Annotated in this window: 14 protein-coding genes; 4 read left to right on the forward strand and 10 right to left on the reverse strand. The window is 54.6% G+C overall.

The window, feature by feature from the left end; genetic code table 11:
- Positions 1-177: 177 nt before the first annotated feature.
- The 3 genes from GQY55_RS19245 to GQY55_RS19255 are packed head-to-tail and all read right to left on the reverse strand — an operon-like array spanning position 178 to position 3,956.
- Positions 178-1,773, reverse strand: coding sequence for a UDP-glucose--hexose-1-phosphate uridylyltransferase (locus GQY55_RS19245; RefSeq protein WP_236575711.1), 1,596 nt, complete (start codon positions 1,771-1,773; stop codon positions 178-180).
- Between the two features lie 13 nt (positions 1,774-1,786).
- Positions 1,787-2,776, reverse strand: a complete 990-nt coding sequence (gene galE, locus GQY55_RS19250) for a UDP-glucose 4-epimerase GalE (RefSeq protein WP_160043496.1) — start codon at positions 2,774-2,776, stop codon at positions 1,787-1,789.
- A 1-nt stretch (position 2,777) separates the two neighbouring features.
- A complete protein-coding gene (locus GQY55_RS19255; protein ID WP_160043497.1) occupies positions 2,778-3,956 on the reverse strand; it encodes a galactokinase in 1,179 nt (392 codons plus the stop codon).
- Positions 3,957-4,130: 174 nt separating this feature from the next.
- Here GQY55_RS19255 and GQY55_RS19260 point away from each other — a divergent pair, with 174 nt between their 5' ends.
- Positions 4,131-5,012, forward strand: a complete 882-nt coding sequence (locus GQY55_RS19260; protein ID WP_160043498.1) for an AraC family transcriptional regulator — start codon at positions 4,131-4,133, stop codon at positions 5,010-5,012.
- Between the two features lie 132 nt (positions 5,013-5,144).
- Here the strand turns inward: GQY55_RS19260 and mgrA are convergent, their stop codons facing one another.
- From mgrA to GQY55_RS19280, 4 genes are all read right to left on the reverse strand, one after another.
- On the reverse strand, positions 5,145-6,149 hold the full coding sequence (gene mgrA / locus GQY55_RS19265; RefSeq protein WP_160043499.1) for an L-glyceraldehyde 3-phosphate reductase: 1,005 nt from the start codon (positions 6,147-6,149) through the stop codon (positions 5,145-5,147).
- 203 nt (positions 6,150-6,352) lie between these two features.
- The gene (locus GQY55_RS19270; RefSeq protein WP_160043525.1) at positions 6,353-7,117 is read right to left on the reverse strand and encodes an NAD-dependent protein deacylase; all 765 of its coding nucleotides are present in this window, start codon (positions 7,115-7,117) and stop codon (positions 6,353-6,355) included.
- A gap of 167 nt (positions 7,118-7,284) precedes the next feature.
- A complete protein-coding gene (locus GQY55_RS19275) occupies positions 7,285-7,947 on the reverse strand; it encodes a bifunctional 2-keto-4-hydroxyglutarate aldolase/2-keto-3-deoxy-6-phosphogluconate aldolase (RefSeq protein ID WP_160043500.1) in 663 nt (220 codons plus the stop codon).
- A gap of 59 nt (positions 7,948-8,006) precedes the next feature.
- A complete protein-coding gene (locus tag GQY55_RS19280) occupies positions 8,007-8,972 on the reverse strand; it encodes a sugar kinase (RefSeq protein ID WP_160043501.1) in 966 nt (321 codons plus the stop codon).
- Between the two features lie 310 nt (positions 8,973-9,282).
- Here GQY55_RS19280 and GQY55_RS19285 point away from each other — a divergent pair, with 310 nt between their 5' ends.
- Together GQY55_RS19285 and ilvD are read left to right on the forward strand one after the other, a co-directional pair.
- Positions 9,283-10,314 (forward strand): acyltransferase family protein, encoded by a 1,032-nt coding sequence (locus GQY55_RS19285; RefSeq protein WP_160043502.1) that lies wholly within the window; start codon positions 9,283-9,285, stop codon positions 10,312-10,314.
- Between the two features lie 359 nt (positions 10,315-10,673).
- Positions 10,674-12,359: a dihydroxy-acid dehydratase gene (gene ilvD / locus GQY55_RS19290; protein ID WP_201452188.1), complete on the forward strand. Its 1,686-nt coding sequence runs from the start codon at positions 10,674-10,676 to the stop codon at positions 12,357-12,359.
- A gap of 156 nt (positions 12,360-12,515) precedes the next feature.
- Here the strand turns inward: ilvD and GQY55_RS19295 are convergent, their stop codons facing one another.
- Positions 12,516-13,928: a polysaccharide deacetylase family protein gene (locus GQY55_RS19295; RefSeq protein WP_160043503.1), complete on the reverse strand. Its 1,413-nt coding sequence runs from the start codon at positions 13,926-13,928 to the stop codon at positions 12,516-12,518.
- A gap of 263 nt (positions 13,929-14,191) precedes the next feature.
- Here GQY55_RS19295 and GQY55_RS19300 point away from each other — a divergent pair, with 263 nt between their 5' ends.
- Positions 14,192-15,349: an AI-2E family transporter gene (locus GQY55_RS19300; RefSeq protein ID WP_160043504.1), complete on the forward strand. Its 1,158-nt coding sequence runs from the start codon at positions 14,192-14,194 to the stop codon at positions 15,347-15,349.
- On the opposite strand, the gene GQY55_RS19305 is transcribed toward GQY55_RS19300, so the two are convergent.
- Both GQY55_RS19305 and GQY55_RS19310 read right to left on the reverse strand, forming a co-directional pair.
- On the reverse strand, positions 15,318-17,090 hold the full coding sequence (locus tag GQY55_RS19305) for a peptidoglycan D,D-transpeptidase FtsI family protein (RefSeq protein WP_160043505.1): 1,773 nt from the start codon (positions 17,088-17,090) through the stop codon (positions 15,318-15,320). The genes GQY55_RS19300 and GQY55_RS19305 overlap by 32 nt on opposite strands.
- 154 nt (positions 17,091-17,244) lie before the next feature.
- Positions 17,245-19,422 (reverse strand): methyl-accepting chemotaxis protein, encoded by a 2,178-nt coding sequence (locus GQY55_RS19310; protein WP_160043506.1) that lies wholly within the window; start codon positions 19,420-19,422, stop codon positions 17,245-17,247.
- Positions 19,423-19,748 lie beyond the last annotated feature (326 nt).

Raw genomic sequence — 19,748 nt, forward strand, 5'->3', positions numbered from 1 at the left:
CTCCCTGGTGTAAAAATGGATTGCTTTTTTATTATACCTCTCCACCCGAAAAAGAAACAAACCGCCCTCCCGGATAGGCCGGGATCAGGCGGTTTGCGCGTTTCTATTTGATTATACCGTGAGTTTATATGCGAATCGTTTCAACGTCTGCCCCCGGCAGAAGCAGCAAAAGGCTGTTTATTGAACGGGCGCGCAGCCTAGATGGGCAACGAATCTGCGGAACGCTTCCATGCCGGTTTCGGTCCGTTTATATACGCCCGCATGGCCCAAAATTTCCACGAAAATGCCGCCCACCTCGGACTGCACAAGCTTCCAGGCTTCCTCTTTCGTGCGGTTCGTTCCGTATTTTGCCGCCAATTGCCCGATCCAATGCTTATGCAGGTTTAAAGGATGGTCTTCCTGCTCCATGACGGCCTCGTAAAGCCCGCGGTCTCCGGCAAGGATCTCGGCCGTCAGGTCGAGTTCTTCCTTCAGCCGCCCCGGCAAAATCGCGAGCCCCATCACTTCGATCAAGCCGATATTTTCCTTCTTGATATGATGCATTTCCTGATGGGGGTGAAAAATGCCGGCCGGATATCGTTCGCTGGTCCGGTTATTCCTAAGCACCAAATCCATCTCGTATTCTCCGTCCGGCGTGCGGCGCACGATCGGCGTCACCGTGTTATGCGGCACCTTGTTCCCGTTTTCTTCGCTGAAAGCCAAAATGTCGGCCGCCGGATCGCTGTACCGTTTCCAAGATTCATACACCTTGTCGGCCAGCTCCAGCAGCACGCCGCTGTCCTTCCCGGTCAGCCGCAGCACGGACATCGGCCATTTGACGATGCCGACGGTGACCCCGTCATATTCCGGATGGGCAAAAACCGCTTCCTTCGGCGCGTTCTGAATCGGGAAGGTATGGCGTCCCCCCTGGAAATGGTCATGGGTCAAAATCGAGCCGCCGACGATCGGCAGATCGGCGTTGGAGCCGATAAAATAATGCGGATACTCATCCACGAACGCCAGCAAACGGCGGAACGTATCCTTCGTCAGCTTCATCGGCACATGATCGCGGTGGAACACGATGCAGTGCTCGTTGTAGTACACGTAAGGCGAATATTGGAAAAACCACGGCTCCCCGTTCAGCTTCAGCGGAATGATGCGCAGGTTTTGACGGGCCGGATGGTTGACCCTGCCGGCATAACCGACGTTTTCGCGGCACAGCTGGCATTTCGGGTACACCGGTGGCGGCAGCAGCTTCGCCATGGCGATTTCCTTCGGGCTTTTTTCCGGCTTGGACAGATTGATCGTAATCTCGATGTCTCCGAATTCCGACTCATGCTGCCAATAGACGTTTTTGTTCACCCGGTCCATCCGGATATAGTTGGCGTCCACCGACAGCTGGTAGAATCGGTCCGTTGCGGCTTCGATGCCTTTCGCTTCCTTCAGTTCGCCGAATTCCCGGGTCACTTCCGATGGCCGCGGCATCAAGCCGCCCATAATTTGGGCATCGAGCAAATCGCGGTACGTGTCGGTATTTTCCGGAATAAGCCCGATCCTGTAGCCGTAATCGATCAATACGTCCAGCGCGGGCTGCGGCCCTTCCAGCGGCTCCGGAGCCTCGTCGCCGAGATAAGGCTCGTCGAAGCGGAACAGGGAGAGCAGCAGATTGCGGCTGTAATCTTCATCGAGCGGTTCGATCAGCCGGCGTTCGAGCGCAAAGCGGACCAGCTGTTCGATCGCGGCCAAAGCCTTTTGCCCAAGTTCCGTCGTTCCGTTTGCTTCGTTCGTGTTCACGGATGTCTCCTCCTTAATTGTCGCCGTAGCCGTTCGGATGGCTTTGATGCCAGCTCCATGCGCTTTGAATGATGTCCTCCAGCTTTTCGCGTTTCGGATTCCAGCCGAGCACTTCCCGCGCCTTTTGCGAAGACGCGACCAGAACCGCCGGATCGCCCGCGCGGCGCGCCTGCATGACAACCGGAATGTCGAGCCCGGTCACCTTTTTCGCCGTTTCGATCACTTCTTTGACGGAGAAACCTGCGCCGATGCCGAGGTTAAATACGTTGCTGCGATCCCCTTTGCGCAAATAATCCACCGCGCAGAGATGGGCGTCGGCCAGGTCGCTCACATGGATATAGTCGCGGATGCAGGTGCCGTCCTCCGTCGGATAATCGTCCCCGAACACCGCGATGCTTTCGCGCTGCTTCAGCGCGGTTTGCAGCACCAGCGGAATCAGATGGCTTTCCGGACGGTGGTCTTCGCCGATTTTGCCGCTGTCATGCGCGCCGGCCGCGTTAAAATAACGCAGGGCGACATATTTGATGCCAAGCACCTGGTCGAACCACGACATCATTCGTTCCATCATCAGCTTCGTTTCGCCGTAAACGTTGGTCGGCCGGGTCCGGTCGCTTTCCTGGATCGGCACGCGCTCCGGCTCGCCGTAAGTCGCCGCGGTCGAAGAAAACACGATGCGGCGAACGTTCGCGGCATCCATCGCCTCGAGCAGGCATAAGGTGCCGTACACGTTATTGTCGTAATATTTCACCGGCTTCTGCATGCTTTCGCCGACAAGCGAATTGGCCGCAAAGTGGATGACGGCGTCGATGCTGTTTTCGCCGAACAATTTTGCAAGCAGCTCCTTATCGCGAAGGTCCCCTTCGTACAGCTTGCCGCCGAGCAGCGCTCCGCGGTGCCCCGTCTGCAGATTATCCAGCACGACCACTTCTTCGCCGCGTTCCAGCAGCGCCGCTACCGTATGGGAACCGATATATCCTGCCCCGCCCGTTACGAGAATCGCCATGTTATTTGCCCTCCTTCAATTCTTTTACGCCGTCGCCCGTGCCGCAAACGTAAAATTCCGCCTTCAATCCCGTTCGTTGTTCATAAGCTTGGCCCACCTGCCGCACGAACGTCTCCACCGAATCCTCATGCACCAGGGACACCGTGCATCCCCCGAATCCGGCACCGGTCATCCGCGCTCCAAGCGTTCCCGGAATGCGCCGCGCCTCTTCCACCATGACGTCCAGCTCTTCGCAGCTGACTTCGTACAAATCGCGCAGCGAATCATGCGATGCGTTCATCAATTCGCCGAACCGCTTCAGATCGTTGTTTTTGAGCGCCTCCACCGAATCCAGAACCCGTTGGTTTTCCTCGACGACATGCAGCGCGCGCCGTCTAACCGTCTCGTCCTGGATATGATGTTTCAGCGTTTCGAACTGCTCCGGCTTGATGCCGGCCAAGTATTCAAGCGCTTCCGCTTCCTCCTTCAAAATGCCGAGCGCCGTTTCGCACTGCTGCCTGCGTTCGTTGTATGCCGAATCCACCAGGCCTCTTCTTTTGTTCGTATTGCCGATCACGATTTTGTAAGCCCCGGTCCGGAACGGAACATGCTTGTATTCGAGCGTGTCGCACATCAGCAAAATCGCATGGTCCTGTTTTCCGTTCGCGACCGCGAACTGGTCCATGATGCCGCAGTTGACGCCGACGTATTGGTTTTCCGCCCGCTGCGAAAGGAGCGCGATTTTTACCGTATCCGGCTCGCAGCCTTCCATCGTTTGCAGTGCGAATGCCGTCACCACTTCGATGGAAGCCGACGAAGAGAGGCCTGCGCCGTTCGGGATTTCCCCGTGGTAAAGAAGGTCGTACCCCGTCGTCACCGGACAGCCCGCTTGTTTATTTTCAACCATCACGCCAACCGCGTAATCCACCCATTCGCCCGTTTTTTCCTGGCCAAGCTCGCTGACGGCGAATTCCTTCTCATATGGAAAATTAGTCGTTGCCAACCGGATTTTGCCGTCTTCCCGTTTGCGCGCAAGCAAGGTGGTCCCAAACTCGAGCGCGGCAGGCATTACGTATCCTCCGTTATAGTCGATATGCTCTCCGATCAGGTTGACGCGTCCCGGAGCCAAAAATACCCGGATCTCCTGCCCCGCCTCCCCGTATTTTTCGATAAACTTCCCTTTCAGCGATTCGATGTTCATTGCGATGCCCATCCTTTCCTTATGGTCACGTTCTTGCTCTTAGTATAAAAACAAAGCGCTTCCCTGTTAATGCAATTATGTTTGTTCCATATGGATTTATGTGACTCCAAAGTCTATAATATCATTCATGACCGAAGATTTCGCGGACGATTGCGCCCGCCAAAAGGAGGCCCCATGGCCGTTCAGGAAACCTACAGCGTCGCGTCCAACCCCGTTTATCACGAAAACAGCCCGCTGCACGTGCTTTTTGCCGGCGAAAGCCAAACCAAGCCGCTGCACGTCGTCGGGCCGAAAATATACGATTATTATCTTCTCCATTACGTCGAAAGCGGCCGCGGACAGTTCCGCTCGGAGCAGCATACGTACGAGTTAGGCGCTGGGAGCTGCTTTCTCATCCATCCGGGCAGGCTTGTCAGCTATGCTTCCGATGCGGAAGACCCTTGGCGCTACCGTTGGACGGCGTTTTCCGGAAACGAAGCGCCGGAGCTTGTTGAATCCGCCGGGTTCGGCGGCGGCAGGTCCGTGCTCAGAGCAGGCGGCGACAGCCTCGTCCCTTCTTCCATCCAACGGATTTCGGAAGCTTTTTACGGCAAAAAGGAAAGCGCCGACATGGCGGCGCTTGGTTATCTGTACCTCATTTTTTCCGAAGCAAAAAGCATTTTGGCGGACGAAACGCAGCCTGCCGGCACCGAATCCCAGGTCCAGCGCACGGTCAAGCAAATGATCCATTATTTGTCCGCCCAATACGCCCATCCCGTGTCCATCGAACAGATGAGCGAAAGTCTGGGATACAACCGTGCCTACCTCTCCCGCATTTTCAAAAGAGAAACCGGCATGTCTCCCGTTACCTATCTGCTGAAACTCCGAATCGATAAGTCGCGCCAGCTTCTGCGCGAGCGCCCCGAGCTTTCGATCGAACAGATCGCGGCTTCCGTCGGATTGACCGACGCTCTGTATTTCTCCAGGCAATTCAAAAGGTTGTGCGGCTATTCGCCAAGCCAATACCGCGCCAAAACCGCCGCCTCGCCGGGCGGCGAACCGTATAGCCGCAAGTGAGCGGATAAAACAAACCAAGCCCGCCGCTCCAACAGGGACGCGGACGGGCTTGGACGAGTTTCTATCGGGAAACCGGACGCCCATCGAAATCGACGCTTCCAGTTTGATCGTAAAATGGAATGATCAGGATATTTATGACTCGTTTTCCGTTTTGAGGATCGCCTCGATCCGGTCGAGCTCCTCGCGGCTGAACTCCAGGTTGTTCAGCGCCGCCACGTTGTCCTCGATTTGGCTGACTCGGCTTGCGCCGATCAGGGCGGACGTAACCTTGCCGCCTCGCAGCACCCAGGCAAGCGCCAGCTGCGCCAGGCTTTGGCCGCGGGCCGCCGCAAGCTGGTTCAAAGCACGTATTTTGCGTAAAGCTTCGGGCGTGATGTCATGCGCATTCAGAAAAACGGACGAGCTGGCCGCCCGGGAATCCTCCGGAACGCCGTTCAAATATTTATTCGTGAGCAGGCCCTGCTGAAGCGGCGTAAAGGCGATGCTGCCGACGCCGTTTTCCGACAACACCTCCTGCAGGCCGTTTTCGATCCAACGGTTCAGCATGGAATAACTCGGCTGATGGATCAAAAGCGGGGTACCCAAAGACTTCAAAATCGAAACGGCTTGCGCAGTTTGTTCGGCGGAATAATTGGATATGCCGACGTACAAAGCCTTGCCTGAACGAACGGCATGGTCCAGCGCCGTCATCGTCTCCTCAAGCGGCGTTTCCGGGTCGAAGCGGTGGGAGTAGAAAATGTCGACGTAATCCAGTCCAAGCCGTTTCAAGCTCTGATCGAGACTCGATAGCAAATATTTGCGGGAGCCCCATTCCCCGTAAGGTCCCGGCCACATATGGTAGCCCGCCTTCGTCGATATGATCAGCTCGTCCCGGTGGCCCTGCAAATCCTGTTTGAGGATTTTCCCGAACGTTTCTTCCGCCGAGCCGGGAGGCGGCCCGTAATTATTCGCCAGGTCAAAATGCGTAATGCCGAGGTCGAACGCGCGCGTCACCATGTTCCGGGCGTTTTCGAACGTGTCGATTCCGCCGAAATTATGCCAGAGGCCGAGGGAGATGGCAGGAAGCTTAAGGCCCGAACGGCCGCAGCGGTTATAGATCATTTCGTCATAACGTGCTTCGTTAGGTGTGTAAGCCATTGCAATCCGCCTTTCTGTAATAGGATGCCACTTGCTTCGGGATTTTGCAAAATTCGATTCCTGCCGCTCCAGGGTACAATCTATAGACGAATTAAACCGTTTCGCTCTATTTATTGCTGATTGGAATTCGCTGATTGGATTTTTGCAAAATCCTCGCTTGGAAACATCATATCTCTTTTGCGCTCCGTTTGACAAGAAAGCGCTTAGATGCCGAGGATCCGCCCAACCTGATCCATCACTTCGCCGATTTTATCGTGGATGACAAGATCGGCCCTTTTGTCGTAAGGGGTCGGATCCATGTTCAGCAGCACCGAACGGGTGCCTTGGAAATAAGAGACGAGTTCGGCAGCCGGATGCACCGTCAGCGACGTGCCGCCTACGAGCAGCAAATCCGCGTTCGCAATCGCGTCCATGGCGCCGATCAGCACCTGCTGATCAAGCGCTTCCTCGTACAGGACGACGTCCGGCTTCACGATCCCTTGGCAGTATGGGCAGCGGGGAACGAGATGTTTGCTTGCCATCACCTGCTCCAGCCCGAAAAAACGGCGGCAATCCATGCAGTAGTTGCGGTGGACGGAGCCGTGCAGCTCCAGAACCTCCTCGCTGCCAGCCTTCTGATGGAGGCCGTCGATGTTTTGCGTGACGATCGCCTTCAGCTTGCCCAACTCCTCCAGCTTGGCCAAAAACCGATGGCAGCCGTTGGGCTTGGCGTCGGGATGAAGCATTTTGCTGCGGTAGAAATCAAAAAAGATCTCCGGCATTTTCATGAAAAACGAGCGGCTGAGCATCTGTTCGGGCGGATACGGGGAATGCTGCTCGGTCTGGTATAATCCCGCGGCGGAACGGAAATCGGGAATGCCGCTCTCCGTCGAGGTACCCGCGCCGCCAAAAAAAACGATGTTATCGCTTTGCTCTATCCAAGAGGCCAATGTTTCGATGTTCTGCACGTTTTGTGCACCTCCACACATGTTCGGATCAATGATCGACGGATCCACGGACGACGTAAATCCGCTTTTCCTTGAAACAACGCCAAAAAAGCGGGCGAAAGACATGAGCAGCCTGCCTCCCTCCAGGGACGGCAGGCTGTCGTAAGCCGCTTTCAGAAGCGGCGGATCGGCGGATTCCCGCGGCCGCTTTATTTTTTCGCTTCGCGATAGGCCTGCATATACTGCTCGGCTTTGCCGCGTACCAGATCCATGTTGCCCGTCTTGACGGCTTCGTTCGTCAAATCCGAACCGATCCCGACGGCAACCGCCCCGCCCTGAATCCATTCCTTCAGGTTGGAAAGCGATACCCCGCCCGTCGGCATAAAGTTTGCCTGCGGCATCGGCCCTTTCATCGTTTTGATGATTCCCGGCTCATACAGGTTGCCGGGGAACAGCTTCACGATGTCGACGCCAAGCTCGAGGGCGTGCTGCACTTCGGCGATCGTCATGACCCCCGGCATAATCGGCACGCGGTACAGATTGCATATTTTCACGGTTTCCGGGTTCAGGGACGGCCCGACCACGAATTCGGCCCCGGACATGATCGCTGCGCGCGCCGTTTGAGGCTCCAGCACCGTGCCTGCGCCGATGACGGCGAATTTGTCCGGATCTTCCGTCTTCCAGCTGTACATGCGGCTCAGCTTCTCGATCGCCTGCAGCGCGCCCGGCACCGTCAAGGTCACTTCGATAACCTTAATGCCCCCGGCGATGGCCGCCTCCGCCATGGCAAACACCTGGTCCGCCGAATCGCCGCGCAGCACGGCGACCACGCCGTTATCGATAATTTTTTGTAATATTTGGAGTTTTTTCACAATCATACGCTCCTTTTCACTCATTATATGGAAATCCTGCCAGGATGTCTATGGAATGATTACCTCTCGATATGCATCTTGCGTTCAAGCTTCGCCTCTACCTGCTCCCACGTTGGCAGCGCTTCCCAATCTCCGACCGCCTGGATGACCATCGAGCCCATCAGATTGCCAAGACGTACCGCTTCTGCCGTTGGATGCCCTTTCAAAAGTCCGGCGATAAAGCCCGCGCAAAAACCGTCTCCGGCCCCGACCGTGTCCAGCACCTGCTCCGCTTTGAAATACGGAACTTCCGTCAGGGTACCATCCTCGAGGACGTAGGTCAAATCCGGCCCGCCCTTGATGACCGAAACGGCGTTTAAACGGGAAAGCTTGTCGAATACGGCTTGATCGTCCTCCGTATCGTACAGCAGCTTCAATTCATCCAGCCCGGGCAAAAAATAATCCGCTTTCTCCGCCAGCCGCAACAGCACGCCGCGCGCTTCCTCCAGCGTCCACAGCTTCAGCCGCAGATTCGGGTCAAAGCTTATCTTGACGCCGGCTTCGATCGCGATGTCCATCGCTTTTTCGACGCATGCCAAAGCCGATGGGCTGATCGCCGCCGTGATGCCCGTCACGTGAAGGATTTTGGCCTGCTGAATGTACGCCGCATCCAGCTGATCCGGCCGCAGCATGCTGGCCGCGGAATGTTTGCGGTAGTAGTACACCGACGATTTGCCGGCCGTATTTTCGCGGATCATCAGTCCCGTGGGCGCCTCGCCGCTAAAAACCGCCCGAGACACGTCCACGCCTTCGCCGCGTATCGCTTTATGTATCATCATCCCGATCGGATCCCGTCCCAGCGCCCCGAACCAGCCTGAACGGCAGCCCAATCTCGCAACCCCGATCGCCACGTTGCTTTCCGCCCCGCCAAACGATTTGTGAAGCGTCGACGCATACTCCAACCCCCGGGTGTCCTGTGCCGTAAAGAGTCCCATACTTTCGCCGAAAGTAACCAACTCATGCGTAAGTGCTGTATCCTGCTGCATAATAGTCCCCTTCCTTATTTAAATCAGGATTTTGCAAAATTCGATTCCGGCCGCTCCACGGCACAATCTATGGACGAACGTAACCGCTTCGCTCCGGATATTGCTGATTGAAGGCCGTTTTTTGGAATCTTGCAAAATCTTCAAGTCTGTACCTATTGTCGGCGCAGGAAGATGGGTTGTCAATACGCAAACCCTTCATCACCTTGGCATAATTTAATGAAATGGCAGCGTTTTAAATGTGAAATAAATCACAACAAAAGACGGCAAAGCGTAGTAATTTAAAGGTGTCAACGATCTGGAGGGAACCACCATGGAAAAAACGCTGCCAAAACAAGGAGAAACCTACTTTCTGAATTTGCGGTTTCTGCTGATTCTTACCGTCTGCATAGCCAACGCCATCGAACCGCTGATCGCCCGGATGGGCGGCCTGCATGCGCTGTACAGTTGGATTTACACCTTTCATATCCCCCTGTTCGTTCTGGTCACCGGTTATTTTTCCAAAGGCGGGCTGGACGGTCCGGACGGACGCAAAACGCTGCTGCAGATCGGCATGCAGTATATCATCTTTCAAAGCCTGTATTCTTTTCTGGATATAACCCTATTCCGCGTCCCGAACATTCGGCATTCGTTTTTCGCCCCTTACCTGCTGCTCTGGTTTTTGGTGAGCCATATGGGATGGCGCCTCATGATGCTCGGGATGCGCAGGCTTCCGCCGGCCGGCCGGTTTGCGGTCGCCGCCGCGCTGGGCATCATGGTCGGGTATTTGCCGCTGGACGGGGCATGGTTAAGCATTAGCCGAACGTTTGTGTACCTGCCCTTTTACGTGATCGGCTATCATTTTTCGTTTGACGCGTTTATGCGATTTTTCACGTTGAAAAAAAGGTTCGTAGCCGCCGCTGCCTCGGCATTGCTCCTGATCGTCATCGCCTTGACGGGGCTTGCCCCGCCCCCGGGCTGGCTGTACGGCAGCATGACCTATATGCAAATGGGGCATCCCGAATGGTATGCCGGCGTATACCGGCTTGCCGTGTACGGCCTGCAAATCGGCTCGGCGGCTGCTTTCCTGGGCTGGGTTCCGTTCCGGCAAGGGCGCCTCACGGATTTGGGACGGCGCACGTTGTACGTGTTCCTGCTTCACGGCTTGATCATCCGCTTGGCGGCCGCCTCGGGGCTATACGGCTTTATTCTCCATCCGGCAGCGGCGGTGCCGGTCGTTGCGGGGGCGGCGCTGCTTGCGTTCGCTCTTGCCCAGCCCGCCGTCAAAAAAGCGGCCCATCCGGTCGTTGAACCGCCGGTCACGTGGATTTTGCGCCTGGAACGGATGGCCTTCGGCAAACCTTGAGCCGATTCGCTTTCCTTATAAAGGCGATATCCGGTCCGACACGCTTGGATCCGGCAAAACAAAATATCCACGCAAACTAGGGCCTTGGCTTCGAAGCTGATTCAGGTACTTTCGGAGGGCCCCGAAATTTATTAACAATATCATGTCAAAAAAAGGCTTCTCCCCTCCTGCTTCGAATCGGGGGAGCCTTTTTCGTCTCTTTTCGCCGCTTCGCCGCCGTTGGTTGCGGATTCACCGCTAGAAAAACCGCTCATTTTGTGATAGACTCATATAAATCGTTTATTCGGGCACTTCTACCAGTAACCGCGCTAAAGCGAGAAGCAATCATAATTTTTGTAAAAGTAGGGGGAAGAGACACCATGGCACCTAAAAAAATGCGTTCAGACATGATCAAAAAAGGCTTTGACCGCGCTCCGCACCGCAGCCTGCTGCGTGCCGCCGGCGTCAAAGAGGAGGATTTCGGCAAACCGTTCATCGCCGTCTGCAACTCCTATATCGATATCGTTCCCGGACATGTGCATCTTCAGGAATTCGGCAAGCTGGTAAAAGAAGCGATCCGCGAAGCCGGCGGCGTTCCGTTCGAATTCAACACGATCGGCGTCGACGACGGCATCGCGATGGGCCATATCGGCATGCGTTATTCGCTTCCGAGCCGCGAAATTATCGCAGACTCCCTGGAAACGGTCGTATCCGCGCACTGGTTCGACGGCATGGTCTGCATCCCGAACTGCGACAAAATCACGCCGGGCATGCTGATGGGCGCGCTGCGCGTCAACATCCCGACCATCTTCGTCAGCGGCGGTCCGATGAAGGCCGGCGTCGACAGCAAAGGCCGTAAATTGTCCCTGACCTCGGTATTCGAAGGCGTCGGCGCCCACCAAGTCGGCAAAATTTCCGACGACGACCTGCTTGAGCTCGAACAATACGGCTGTCCGACCTGCGGCTCCTGCTCGGGCATGTTCACCGCAAACTCCATGAACTGTCTGGCGGAAGCGCTTGGTCTCGCTATGCCGGGGAACGGAACGATTCTGGCGGTTGCCGAAGAACGCAAGGAGTTCGTCAAGCAATCGGCACGCCAGTTGATGGAACTTGTCAAAATGGACCTGAAGCCACGCGACATCGTGACGCTGGAATCGATCGACAACGCGTTTGCCCTCGATATGGCGATGGGCGGCTCCACCAACACCGTGCTGCATACGCTGGCGCTGGCCCAGGAAGCCGGCATCGATTATCCGCTGGAGCGCATCAACGAAGTGGCCAACCGCGTGCCTCACATTTCCAAGCTGGCGCCGGCCTCCGACTATTTTATCGAGGACGTGCACACAGCCGGCGGCGTCAGCGCCGTCCTGCATGAGCTTCTGAAAAAACCGGGCGCCCTTCACGGCGACTGCATCACCGTAACCGGCAAAACGCTTGCGGAAAACGTGGCCGGCTGCGAAATTCTCGACAAAAACGTCATCCATCCGATCGACCAGCCTTATTCCGAACGCGGCGGTCTCGCCGTATTGTACGGCAACCTTGCGCCGGAAGGTTCGATCATCAAGGTCGGCGCGGTCGACCCTTCGGTTGGCGGATACCATAAAGGTCCTGCCATCTGCTTCGATTCCCAGGATGAAGCGCTGGCAGGCATCGCGAACGGCAAAGTCAAGGAAGGCATGGTTGTCGTCATCCGTTATGAAGGTCCTAAAGGCGGACCGGGCATGCCGGAAATGCTCGCCCCTACGTCGCAAATCGTCGGCATGGGGCTCGGCGCCAAAGTCGGCCTGATCACGGACGGACGTTTCTCGGGCGCATCCCGCGGCATCAGCATCGGGCATATCTCTCCGGAAGCTGCCGAAGGCGGTCCGATCGCTTTCGTCGAAGACGGCGACATCATCGAGCTTGATCTCAACAACCGTAAAATCGAGCTTCATATCAGCGATGAAGAAATGGCCGCCCGCCGCGCCAATTGGAAAGGCTTCGAACCGAAAGTCAAAACGGGCTACCTGGCGCGTTATTCCAAACTGGTGACCAACGCCAGCCAAGGCGGAGTCATGAAAATTTAAGCCTAGTCTCCCTACGAAGAATCAAGGGGCGGCGCTGCCGGTCGTTATGACCGCGGCGCCGCCCCTTCTTCATTTTAGCCGATGATCTTGAACATCCTCAAAATGAGAAAACCCCCGTCAAGCGGATCACGCCCGCCGGGGGTTTTCGATTGCAAGTCAGATGGCCGGCGTCGAGCTTTCCAGCTCTTGCGCCGTCAAATTCAGGTCGTTTGGTTCGTTTTGCTCCGTCTGTTCGTTCCGTCTTCGTCTCGATTCATGATGATGGCGGTGCGAGCCGCTTTCGGCATAACGCTCCAAAAACTCGCCGATGGGCATCAGCAGCATTTTCGGCACGAGCTGCTGGGATTGCTCCTTCAATCTGGATTGTCCGGACGGATGAATAACGCTAAGTAAAAATTTCAGATAAAGCCGGGAAGATCTTGAAAAGAGCCCGTCCTTTAAATCCACGATCCGGAACCCGAACTGCTCCGGTCCGCGATTGACCATGGTTACGCCATAAAGCGTCTTGGCATCCATCGCCTTTGGATCCTCCAAAATACACTGGGCGAGCGCCGGAAATTCCTTCTCCATCGTCCGGATCAGATGGATGGCCAGATGGACCGCCGAGCGCGACCTCACGCCGAAACGGAAAAGTTTTTCGTTGTCGAAATGAAGTTCGACGACTTGATCGCCTTTATCGAGGACCGTTCCATCCTCAAGCTCGATCTTCTGTCCGCTGTATTTGCGTACCCTGTAATGCAGCATCGGGTCATACGGGTTGACGGTTTTCAACCGGAACATTTTGTGGAAAGCCGCTTCCCACAAAAGCCACAGTCTGACGATCGCCAGCTTGGAGAAAGACAATTTTTTTTCCGGAGAATTTTCCTTTGCCTTGATCATGTCGTCGACCCTGATGCTTTTCAGGCCTTGGCGTTTTGCTTCTTCCAGCACCCGCTCCAGCGCGATCAGCATTTGACGCGGCGCGTCCGGGTTCGCCCCGGCGGTTGTGCCGCAGTCGTGAAGCAACAGCACTTCTCCCGGATGAAGCTTTTGGAGCATTCTTTCCGTCAGCCTGTCTGCACCGATCCTTTCCCTCCAGTCGCCGAACATCGCGGACCAGAGCACGATTTTAAACTTGCCGCTGCGTTTTTTGTTCAAATCGAAAAGGTTGACGATCCCCCATGGGGGTCGGTAATACAACGAGCGCTCGCCGGTGATCGAATGAATGATCTTATCCGTCTTCATAATCTGTTTCGTTACCGTCGCCGGCCGCATCAGCCAGTTGGACTTATGAACGTAATTATGAATCCCGATCAGATGGCCTTCGTCGTACATTCGCTTGACCAGCTCCGGATGCTGCTCGGCATGGGACCCGACAACAAAAAAGGTTGCCTTGGCATCATACTTCTTGAGCAAATCCAGCAGCTGGGGCGTGTACTGCGGATCAGGGCCGTCGTCGAAGGTAAGCGCGTATTCATGTTCGGTCGAACCTCTCCGAAAAACGCGGAACCCGAAAATACGGGTGATCAGTCCGGGAATAAAAGCATAAAAAGATGAAATATAAAACAACCAAAGCAGCAAAGTCTGCATGTCATAATCCCCACTTTTCTCTGATTGACTTTGACTTGCCGAAAGGCAGGTATCTCTATACAATGAATGTTGAGCACCAGCTAGAGCTGCCATAATAAGGATGGATCACCCGTAGCGGAAGTACTGAATAATATAAAGACGCTATCTTTCATTTTATCACAGCATCCCGCGAAATAGGCTATTTTTTTAATCGTGGAATAGATATTTTCTTATTTATTTTAGTTGTCCCATTGAATACATATGCTTAGGAGTGATATTTGTTCATGCTTCCGCTATATAAAAAATATTGGCGAACCTTTCTCGACATCGGGATGATCGTGTTGACCGTTTTGCTTATCATGTACGTGTTCAGCAAGCTGTACCAGATCGCGGCACCCGTTTTTTTGTCTTTTCTCGTGTTTTTCATGATCGAACCGCTGGCCAAATTCCTGAATCGGAGAGGTTTGCCCAAAACGATTGCAGCGGCCATTTCCGTCCTTCTTTTTGTGCTTGTCATTTTGGGCATACTATTCGGCATCGGACTGATCGTCGTTTCCCAAATCGCCCAAGTCCAAGATAATTTGCCCCAATACACGCAGATGATACAAACGGCTTTTGGCAAAACGACTGCTTTTCTCCAGCATAAAATCGAGGCCCTTCCCCCGAATATTACCGACAAAATGAACGACAACTTCAAAAAATTTACGGACTATGCCACAGGATGGGCCACCAGCTTCTTAAAGTATATGGTTTCGCTCTTTAGCTCGTTCTCCACGTTTATGGCCAATTTCGGCATCGCGATCATTCTCGCCTTTTTCCTGAGCACGGAAATCGGCGGCTGGCGCAAAATCGTGAAGGACAAGTCCCCGAAAACGCTAAAAAATGCCTATACGTTTATGAAGACGTACGTGCTGAAAGCGATCGGCTCCTACATCAGAGCGCAAATGCTGATGGTGTTGATCACATTCGTGTTGATTTACGTCGGGCTGCTTATTTTGGGAACGGGGAGCGAACTTTCGATTGCGCTCGTGTGCGCGATTTTCGATATTTTGCCTTTGGTGGGCGTTCCGGTCGTTTTGATTCCGTGGATCGTTTACCTGTTTATCGTCGGCAACATCAGCCTGGCCATCGGGTTATGCGTCCTGCTGGCGGTCGTTCTGCTGACGCGCCAGCTGCTCGAGCCTAGAATTACCGGCAACTCCATCGGCATTTCCTCCGCATTTCTGATGTTATCGTTTATGATCATTTCGCTATCGGTTTTTGGCGTGGCCGGCCTCATTCTTTCGCCGGTTTTGCTTATTATGCTCAAAGAGCTTCTGCAGCAGGGTTATCTCCAGCGCTGGATCCGCCTGCCGCAGGAAGAGTTCGACGTTTCCCCGTTCGAAATGAGCGCGCCTGCACCCCAGGAGACTAAGCGCTCCCGGAAGCAAGCAGATTCATAATATCCCCGAACAGGGAGGCGGCTTGATTGCCGCCTCCCTTCGGCATATTTTGGAACACGACCGCTAACGCATATTTAGGCTCTTTCACCGGTCCATAACCGATAAACCATTGGTTGTTCCGTTCCTCGCCCCGGACCTTCACTTGTGCCGTTCCCGATTTGCCTGCAAGCTCCCATTCGGCCTTCCGCAGCGGTGTTCCCGTTCCGTCCGTCACCACCGTTCTCATCCATGCTTTCAGCAGGCCGGCCGTTTCCGGCCGAATGCTGCCCGAACTTGACGGCGCAAAATGCGGTTTGAATGGTTTCATCAGCTGGCCGTTTGCATAAGAGACATGGTCGATGATTCTTGGCGCGCGGACTTGTCCGTCATGAAGGAGGGTTACGACCAGGTTGGCGGCCTGCAGCGGCGTGACCCGCACGTCCCGCTGCCCGATTCCGGACTGCGCCCTGACGCCCCCGTCCAAAGCTGCCGATTCGCTTGAAAAGATCGTCCCCGCTTCCTCATGATCAAACGGCTTCAGGACAGGCATCCCGAGCATGTCTTTCGCTTCCCATCCGACCGTCCGCCCGAACCCCAGCTTCCTTGCCGCCGATTCCAGCTCCTCCCCCGTCATCCGTTCCGCAAGCTCGGCGAAAACGACGTTGCAGGATTGGGCAAACGCCTGCTCCAGCGTCAACGCGCCATGCCCGGCCGTTTTCCAGCAGGATAACCCGTACTTGGCATATTTCCCCGAGCAGAAAAAGGCTTCGTCCACGGTCGTTACCCCCGCCTCCAATGCGGCGGCGGCCACCACCGTTTTAAAGATCGATCCCGGTGCGGTTGCCTGCACCGCTTTGTTGTTCCAAGCCCCTTGGTTCGGATCGACGTTCAGCGGATTGTAAAAAGGGCGGGAAACCATCGCGACGACGTCCGCATTGCTTGCGTCAAGCAAAACGACGGCGCCTTCCTTCATCCCCGCTTTTTCCGTCAGCTTTTCGATTTGCCGCTGAAGCGAAAGATCGATCGTGGTCGTCAATCGCAACGGATAATAAGGATTGTTTGGCGACTTCAGCTGGATGCCCATACCCGGTATCGCCCGGTTTACACCGTCGACGGTATAATAAACGGTTGTCGGCCCGACGCCGTGCAAAATCGGCTCCAACGTTTTTTCAAGCCCCGCGGCCCCTTCGCGGAACGCGTAACCGGTACGGGGCATATGATTTTGACCCGGCATGTCGGACAAATATCCGAGCCACTGCATGCCGTTTGGTTTGCTATCATACCGCTGGGTATAGGGCAGCACTTCGAGACCGCTGAAATTCAAAGCCGAAATCCGCTTCGCCTGCTGTTGGGTCAAAGCCAGCGGCACGCCGCCGCTTTTCCAAAGCACCGGCACGCTGAGCCCGCTCCATAAGTCCAAAAGACGGTTGGCATCCGTTCCAAGCGCCCGGGCTACCGGCTCCATTTTTCCGTCCTTGTTGTCCAGCAGCCCTTTGTTCACCGGAAACAAAACCGCGGCGGATATGGTTTTCCCCGTGATCGGTCTGCCGCTGCGGTCATAAATGTTTCCCCTGCCCGAATCGAGAACGACGCCCCTTTCCCTTTGCAGGACGGACATTTCCTGCAGCGTGTACATGCTGTCCGGCAGCTTCGAAGCGCGCAGCACAAGCTGGACATAGGCCAATCGCAAAATGAGCAGGACTAAAATTCCGGTCAGGATAACCAACCCGTAAAATATGCGCTGTTTTTGTTTGAATGTCATGGCGCACCGGTCCTTTTCGACGTTTTTTTTCCATTATGTCCTAATTGCGCCGCTTCCAATCGATTATCCGGCGGGATGCCGGATTGAAAAGTAACGAAAAAAAGCCGCCCCGCAAGGCCGGTCAGGCCTAACGGGACAGCTAAATAGAAAAACGTTATAGAGTAAAACGCGACAGCGTATCTTTCAGCTCGATCGAAACGTTCTCAAGTTTCGCCGAAAGCTGGACGAGATGATCCCCGATATTTTGCTGCTCGTTGCTGAGCGAAGCCACTTCTTCCGAAGTAGCGGACGATTCTTCGGCCACCGCGCTGACGTTGCTCATCGCGTCGGACAAAATCGCCTGGGACTGATTTAACGTTTGGATCGATTGCGTGACGGAATCGAGCCGTTTGGTGAAATCCACCATCTGCTCCTGCACCGATACGAAAATATCGTTTGTTTCCTTCACCGAGTCCATCTGCTGCTGGAACAACGGGTTGGCCTCCTGCAAGGCCAGCACCGTTTCATTCATTTCAGCCATAATTTTTTCGGTGATCTGGCCGACCATGTCGATGGACTGTCTGGATTGGTCCGCCAGCTGGCGGATTTCGTCCGCCACGACCATAAACCCTTTGCCCGCGGCGCCTGCCCGGGCCGCTTCGATGGTCGCGTTCAGGGACAAAATGTTTGTTTGTTTCGTGATGTTCTGCAGCACGTCAAGCACTTTGTTGACCGATTGGGTCGACGTCTTCAAATTATCGACTTTCGCCATCAAGGAACGGGTCATGTCTTCGGTCTGATGCGTTTTGTCCATCAGTTCGCTCAGATGTTTGGTGCCCCGCTCGCTGGATTGCTCGACATGATGGGCGGCGCCGCTCATTTCTTCATTGGCGGTGACGACGATCTGCATTTGCTGCGAAATATTTTCGGTCAACTCGTTGCCGCGCTCCGCTTCCGTAGCCAGGCTGCCGGCGCCGTTTGCGATTTCTTCGGTGGCGATGGCGATCTCTTTGGCGGAAAGAGCGGTTTTTCTGGAGGCATCCGTCAACTCGCCGGCGGTTTCCAGAACGGCTTGCGCCGTCGTGTTCGTCTGCTGCACGAGTTTCGTGATCTGATCCATCATCAAGTTGAAGCTTGACCCGAGTTCCCCGATTTCGTCCGAAGACTTATGATCGGTGCGAACTTTCAGGTTTCCTTTGGAGCCTTCGATCATCAGGTCCTTCAAGCGGCTGAGAGGTTTGGCGATCATAAGCACCATCCACCAGCCGATCAAAATCGCGATGATCACGACGGCCACCATAAACCCGAGAGTCAACAGCAGAATGCCCTGGGCATCTTTGACGAGCAGCTTGGTAGGTACGGTTCCTACGAGTTTCCAGCCATTGACGGCCAGCGTATCGTATACTGCCAAAACGCTTTGACCCTGATGATCTTTCGTTTCCAGACTCTTCGCCGCATCCGTCTGATCTTTCATGAACGTATAATCGGAAGCAGCCCCGGCTTCCCCGTCCTGGCTGGAAGCGACCACGTTATTATCGGTCGTGATGAGCTGCAGCTTGCTGCCGTCGCCCATGTTGATACTTTTGAGCTGGTCTTCGATCATCGACGTTTTCAGCTCGATGACAACGACGTAAGGTTTTCCGCCCCGGCTCAAGCTTTGCAAAGGACGAACCAGCTTGAAGCTCATTGCGCCGTCTTTGCCTTTTTCCGAAGTGACCCACAGCGTTTTGTTTTCGGTCTGCACCTTTTTAAACCATGCTTGCTCACGGATTTGGGACGGGTCCGCTCCGGCGCTTCCGCTGATGATCGGATTTTGCCCCTCGCTCGGCGGAACGAGGTACATCGCTTTGATGGTCGTATTGCTGTTGATCTGGTTGCTCAGCTTTTTGCCGATTTTGTCGTTTAACACGAACATGTCGTAGGCGCCCGCCTGGCCCGAGCCCATTTCGGCAAGCAGGCTTTGCGTTTCCGGATCAAAAAAGACCTGCAGCGCGATATCCTCGTATTGTTTCAAAATGATATCAAGCTTCTGCGACGTTTGGATGATCGTCTGTTTGTTCGCCGTCGCCGCGTTTGACTTAATGGTGCTTCTGGCCTTGTTGTAAGACATTAGACCTAAGATCAATACAAAAGCCACGATCGCTATGAAAAAGATAAGGAAAAGCTTTACCCCGACGGATTTGGCCGGGTTCATTCTGCCCAGCTGCGCCCCTGCGTCGCGGATGCTGAATTTATTTTTGCCCGGTTCCGGAAGGCCCGAAACTTCGGACGCCCCCTGCTTTTCCTTCTTTCGCTGTTTTCCCCAGCGTTTCACTTTCCCTTCTTCGTTTTTCTTCTGTTTGCCCTCTTCCATTTCCTCACCTACCAATATGATTTCATACCTTACGGGTTATGTAAAAGATACTCTACTTTATTCTTCGACATTTTCCACCATAAACCTTTGGCTTTTTTCAAAATTCTTTATAACTATTTTCCTAAGATGCATACTTCTTTCGTCCCTGAAGAAAAAAACGCCGAACGGAAGCCGATCAGCGGTTGATTTCTTCTGCTTTTGATTGGATGCCATCGCATTGCAACATGTTATCCATGAAAACAAAAAAAGAAAAACCGCCGAACTGGCGGTTTGAAGTGCTCCCTGTCAAGTGGACAGTGTAAAAAACAAAAATAGTTCATTTGGAT

The organism is Paenibacillus sp. USDA918EY, from assembly GCF_009870825.1.
GTDB classification, from domain to species: domain Bacteria; phylum Bacillota; class Bacilli; order Paenibacillales; family Paenibacillaceae; genus Paenibacillus_AQ; species Paenibacillus_AQ albilobatus.

Bases quoted from the DNA above. Each gene is read 5' to 3' on its own strand.
- galE (WP_160043496.1), bottom strand. From the start codon at position 2,776: ATGGCGATTCTCGTAACGGGCGGGGCAGGATATATCGGTTCCCATACG.
- GQY55_RS19255 (WP_160043497.1), bottom strand. From the start codon at position 3,956: ATGAACATCGAATCGCTGAAAGGGAAGTTTATCGAAAAATACGGGGAG.
- GQY55_RS19260 (WP_160043498.1), top strand. From the start codon at position 4,131: ATGGCCGTTCAGGAAACCTACAGCGTCGCGTCCAACCCCGTTTATCAC.
- mgrA (WP_160043499.1), bottom strand. From the start codon at position 6,149: ATGGCTTACACACCTAACGAAGCACGTTATGACGAAATGATCTATAAC.
- GQY55_RS19270 (WP_160043525.1), bottom strand. From the start codon at position 7,117: ATGTGTGGAGGTGCACAAAACGTGCAGAACATCGAAACATTGGCCTCT.
- GQY55_RS19280 (WP_160043501.1), bottom strand. From the start codon at position 8,972: ATGCAGCAGGATACAGCACTTACGCATGAGTTGGTTACTTTCGGCGAA.
- GQY55_RS19285 (WP_160043502.1), top strand. From the start codon at position 9,283: ATGGAAAAAACGCTGCCAAAACAAGGAGAAACCTACTTTCTGAATTTG.
- ilvD (WP_201452188.1), top strand. From the start codon at position 10,674: ATGGCACCTAAAAAAATGCGTTCAGACATGATCAAAAAAGGCTTTGAC.
- GQY55_RS19295 (WP_160043503.1), bottom strand. From the start codon at position 13,928: ATGCAGACTTTGCTGCTTTGGTTGTTTTATATTTCATCTTTTTATGCT.
- GQY55_RS19300 (WP_160043504.1), top strand. From the start codon at position 14,192: ATGCTTCCGCTATATAAAAAATATTGGCGAACCTTTCTCGACATCGGG.
- GQY55_RS19305 (WP_160043505.1), bottom strand. From the start codon at position 17,090: ATGACATTCAAACAAAAACAGCGCATATTTTACGGGTTGGTTATCCTG.
- GQY55_RS19310 (WP_160043506.1), bottom strand. From the start codon at position 19,422: ATGGAAGAGGGCAAACAGAAGAAAAACGAAGAAGGGAAAGTGAAACGC.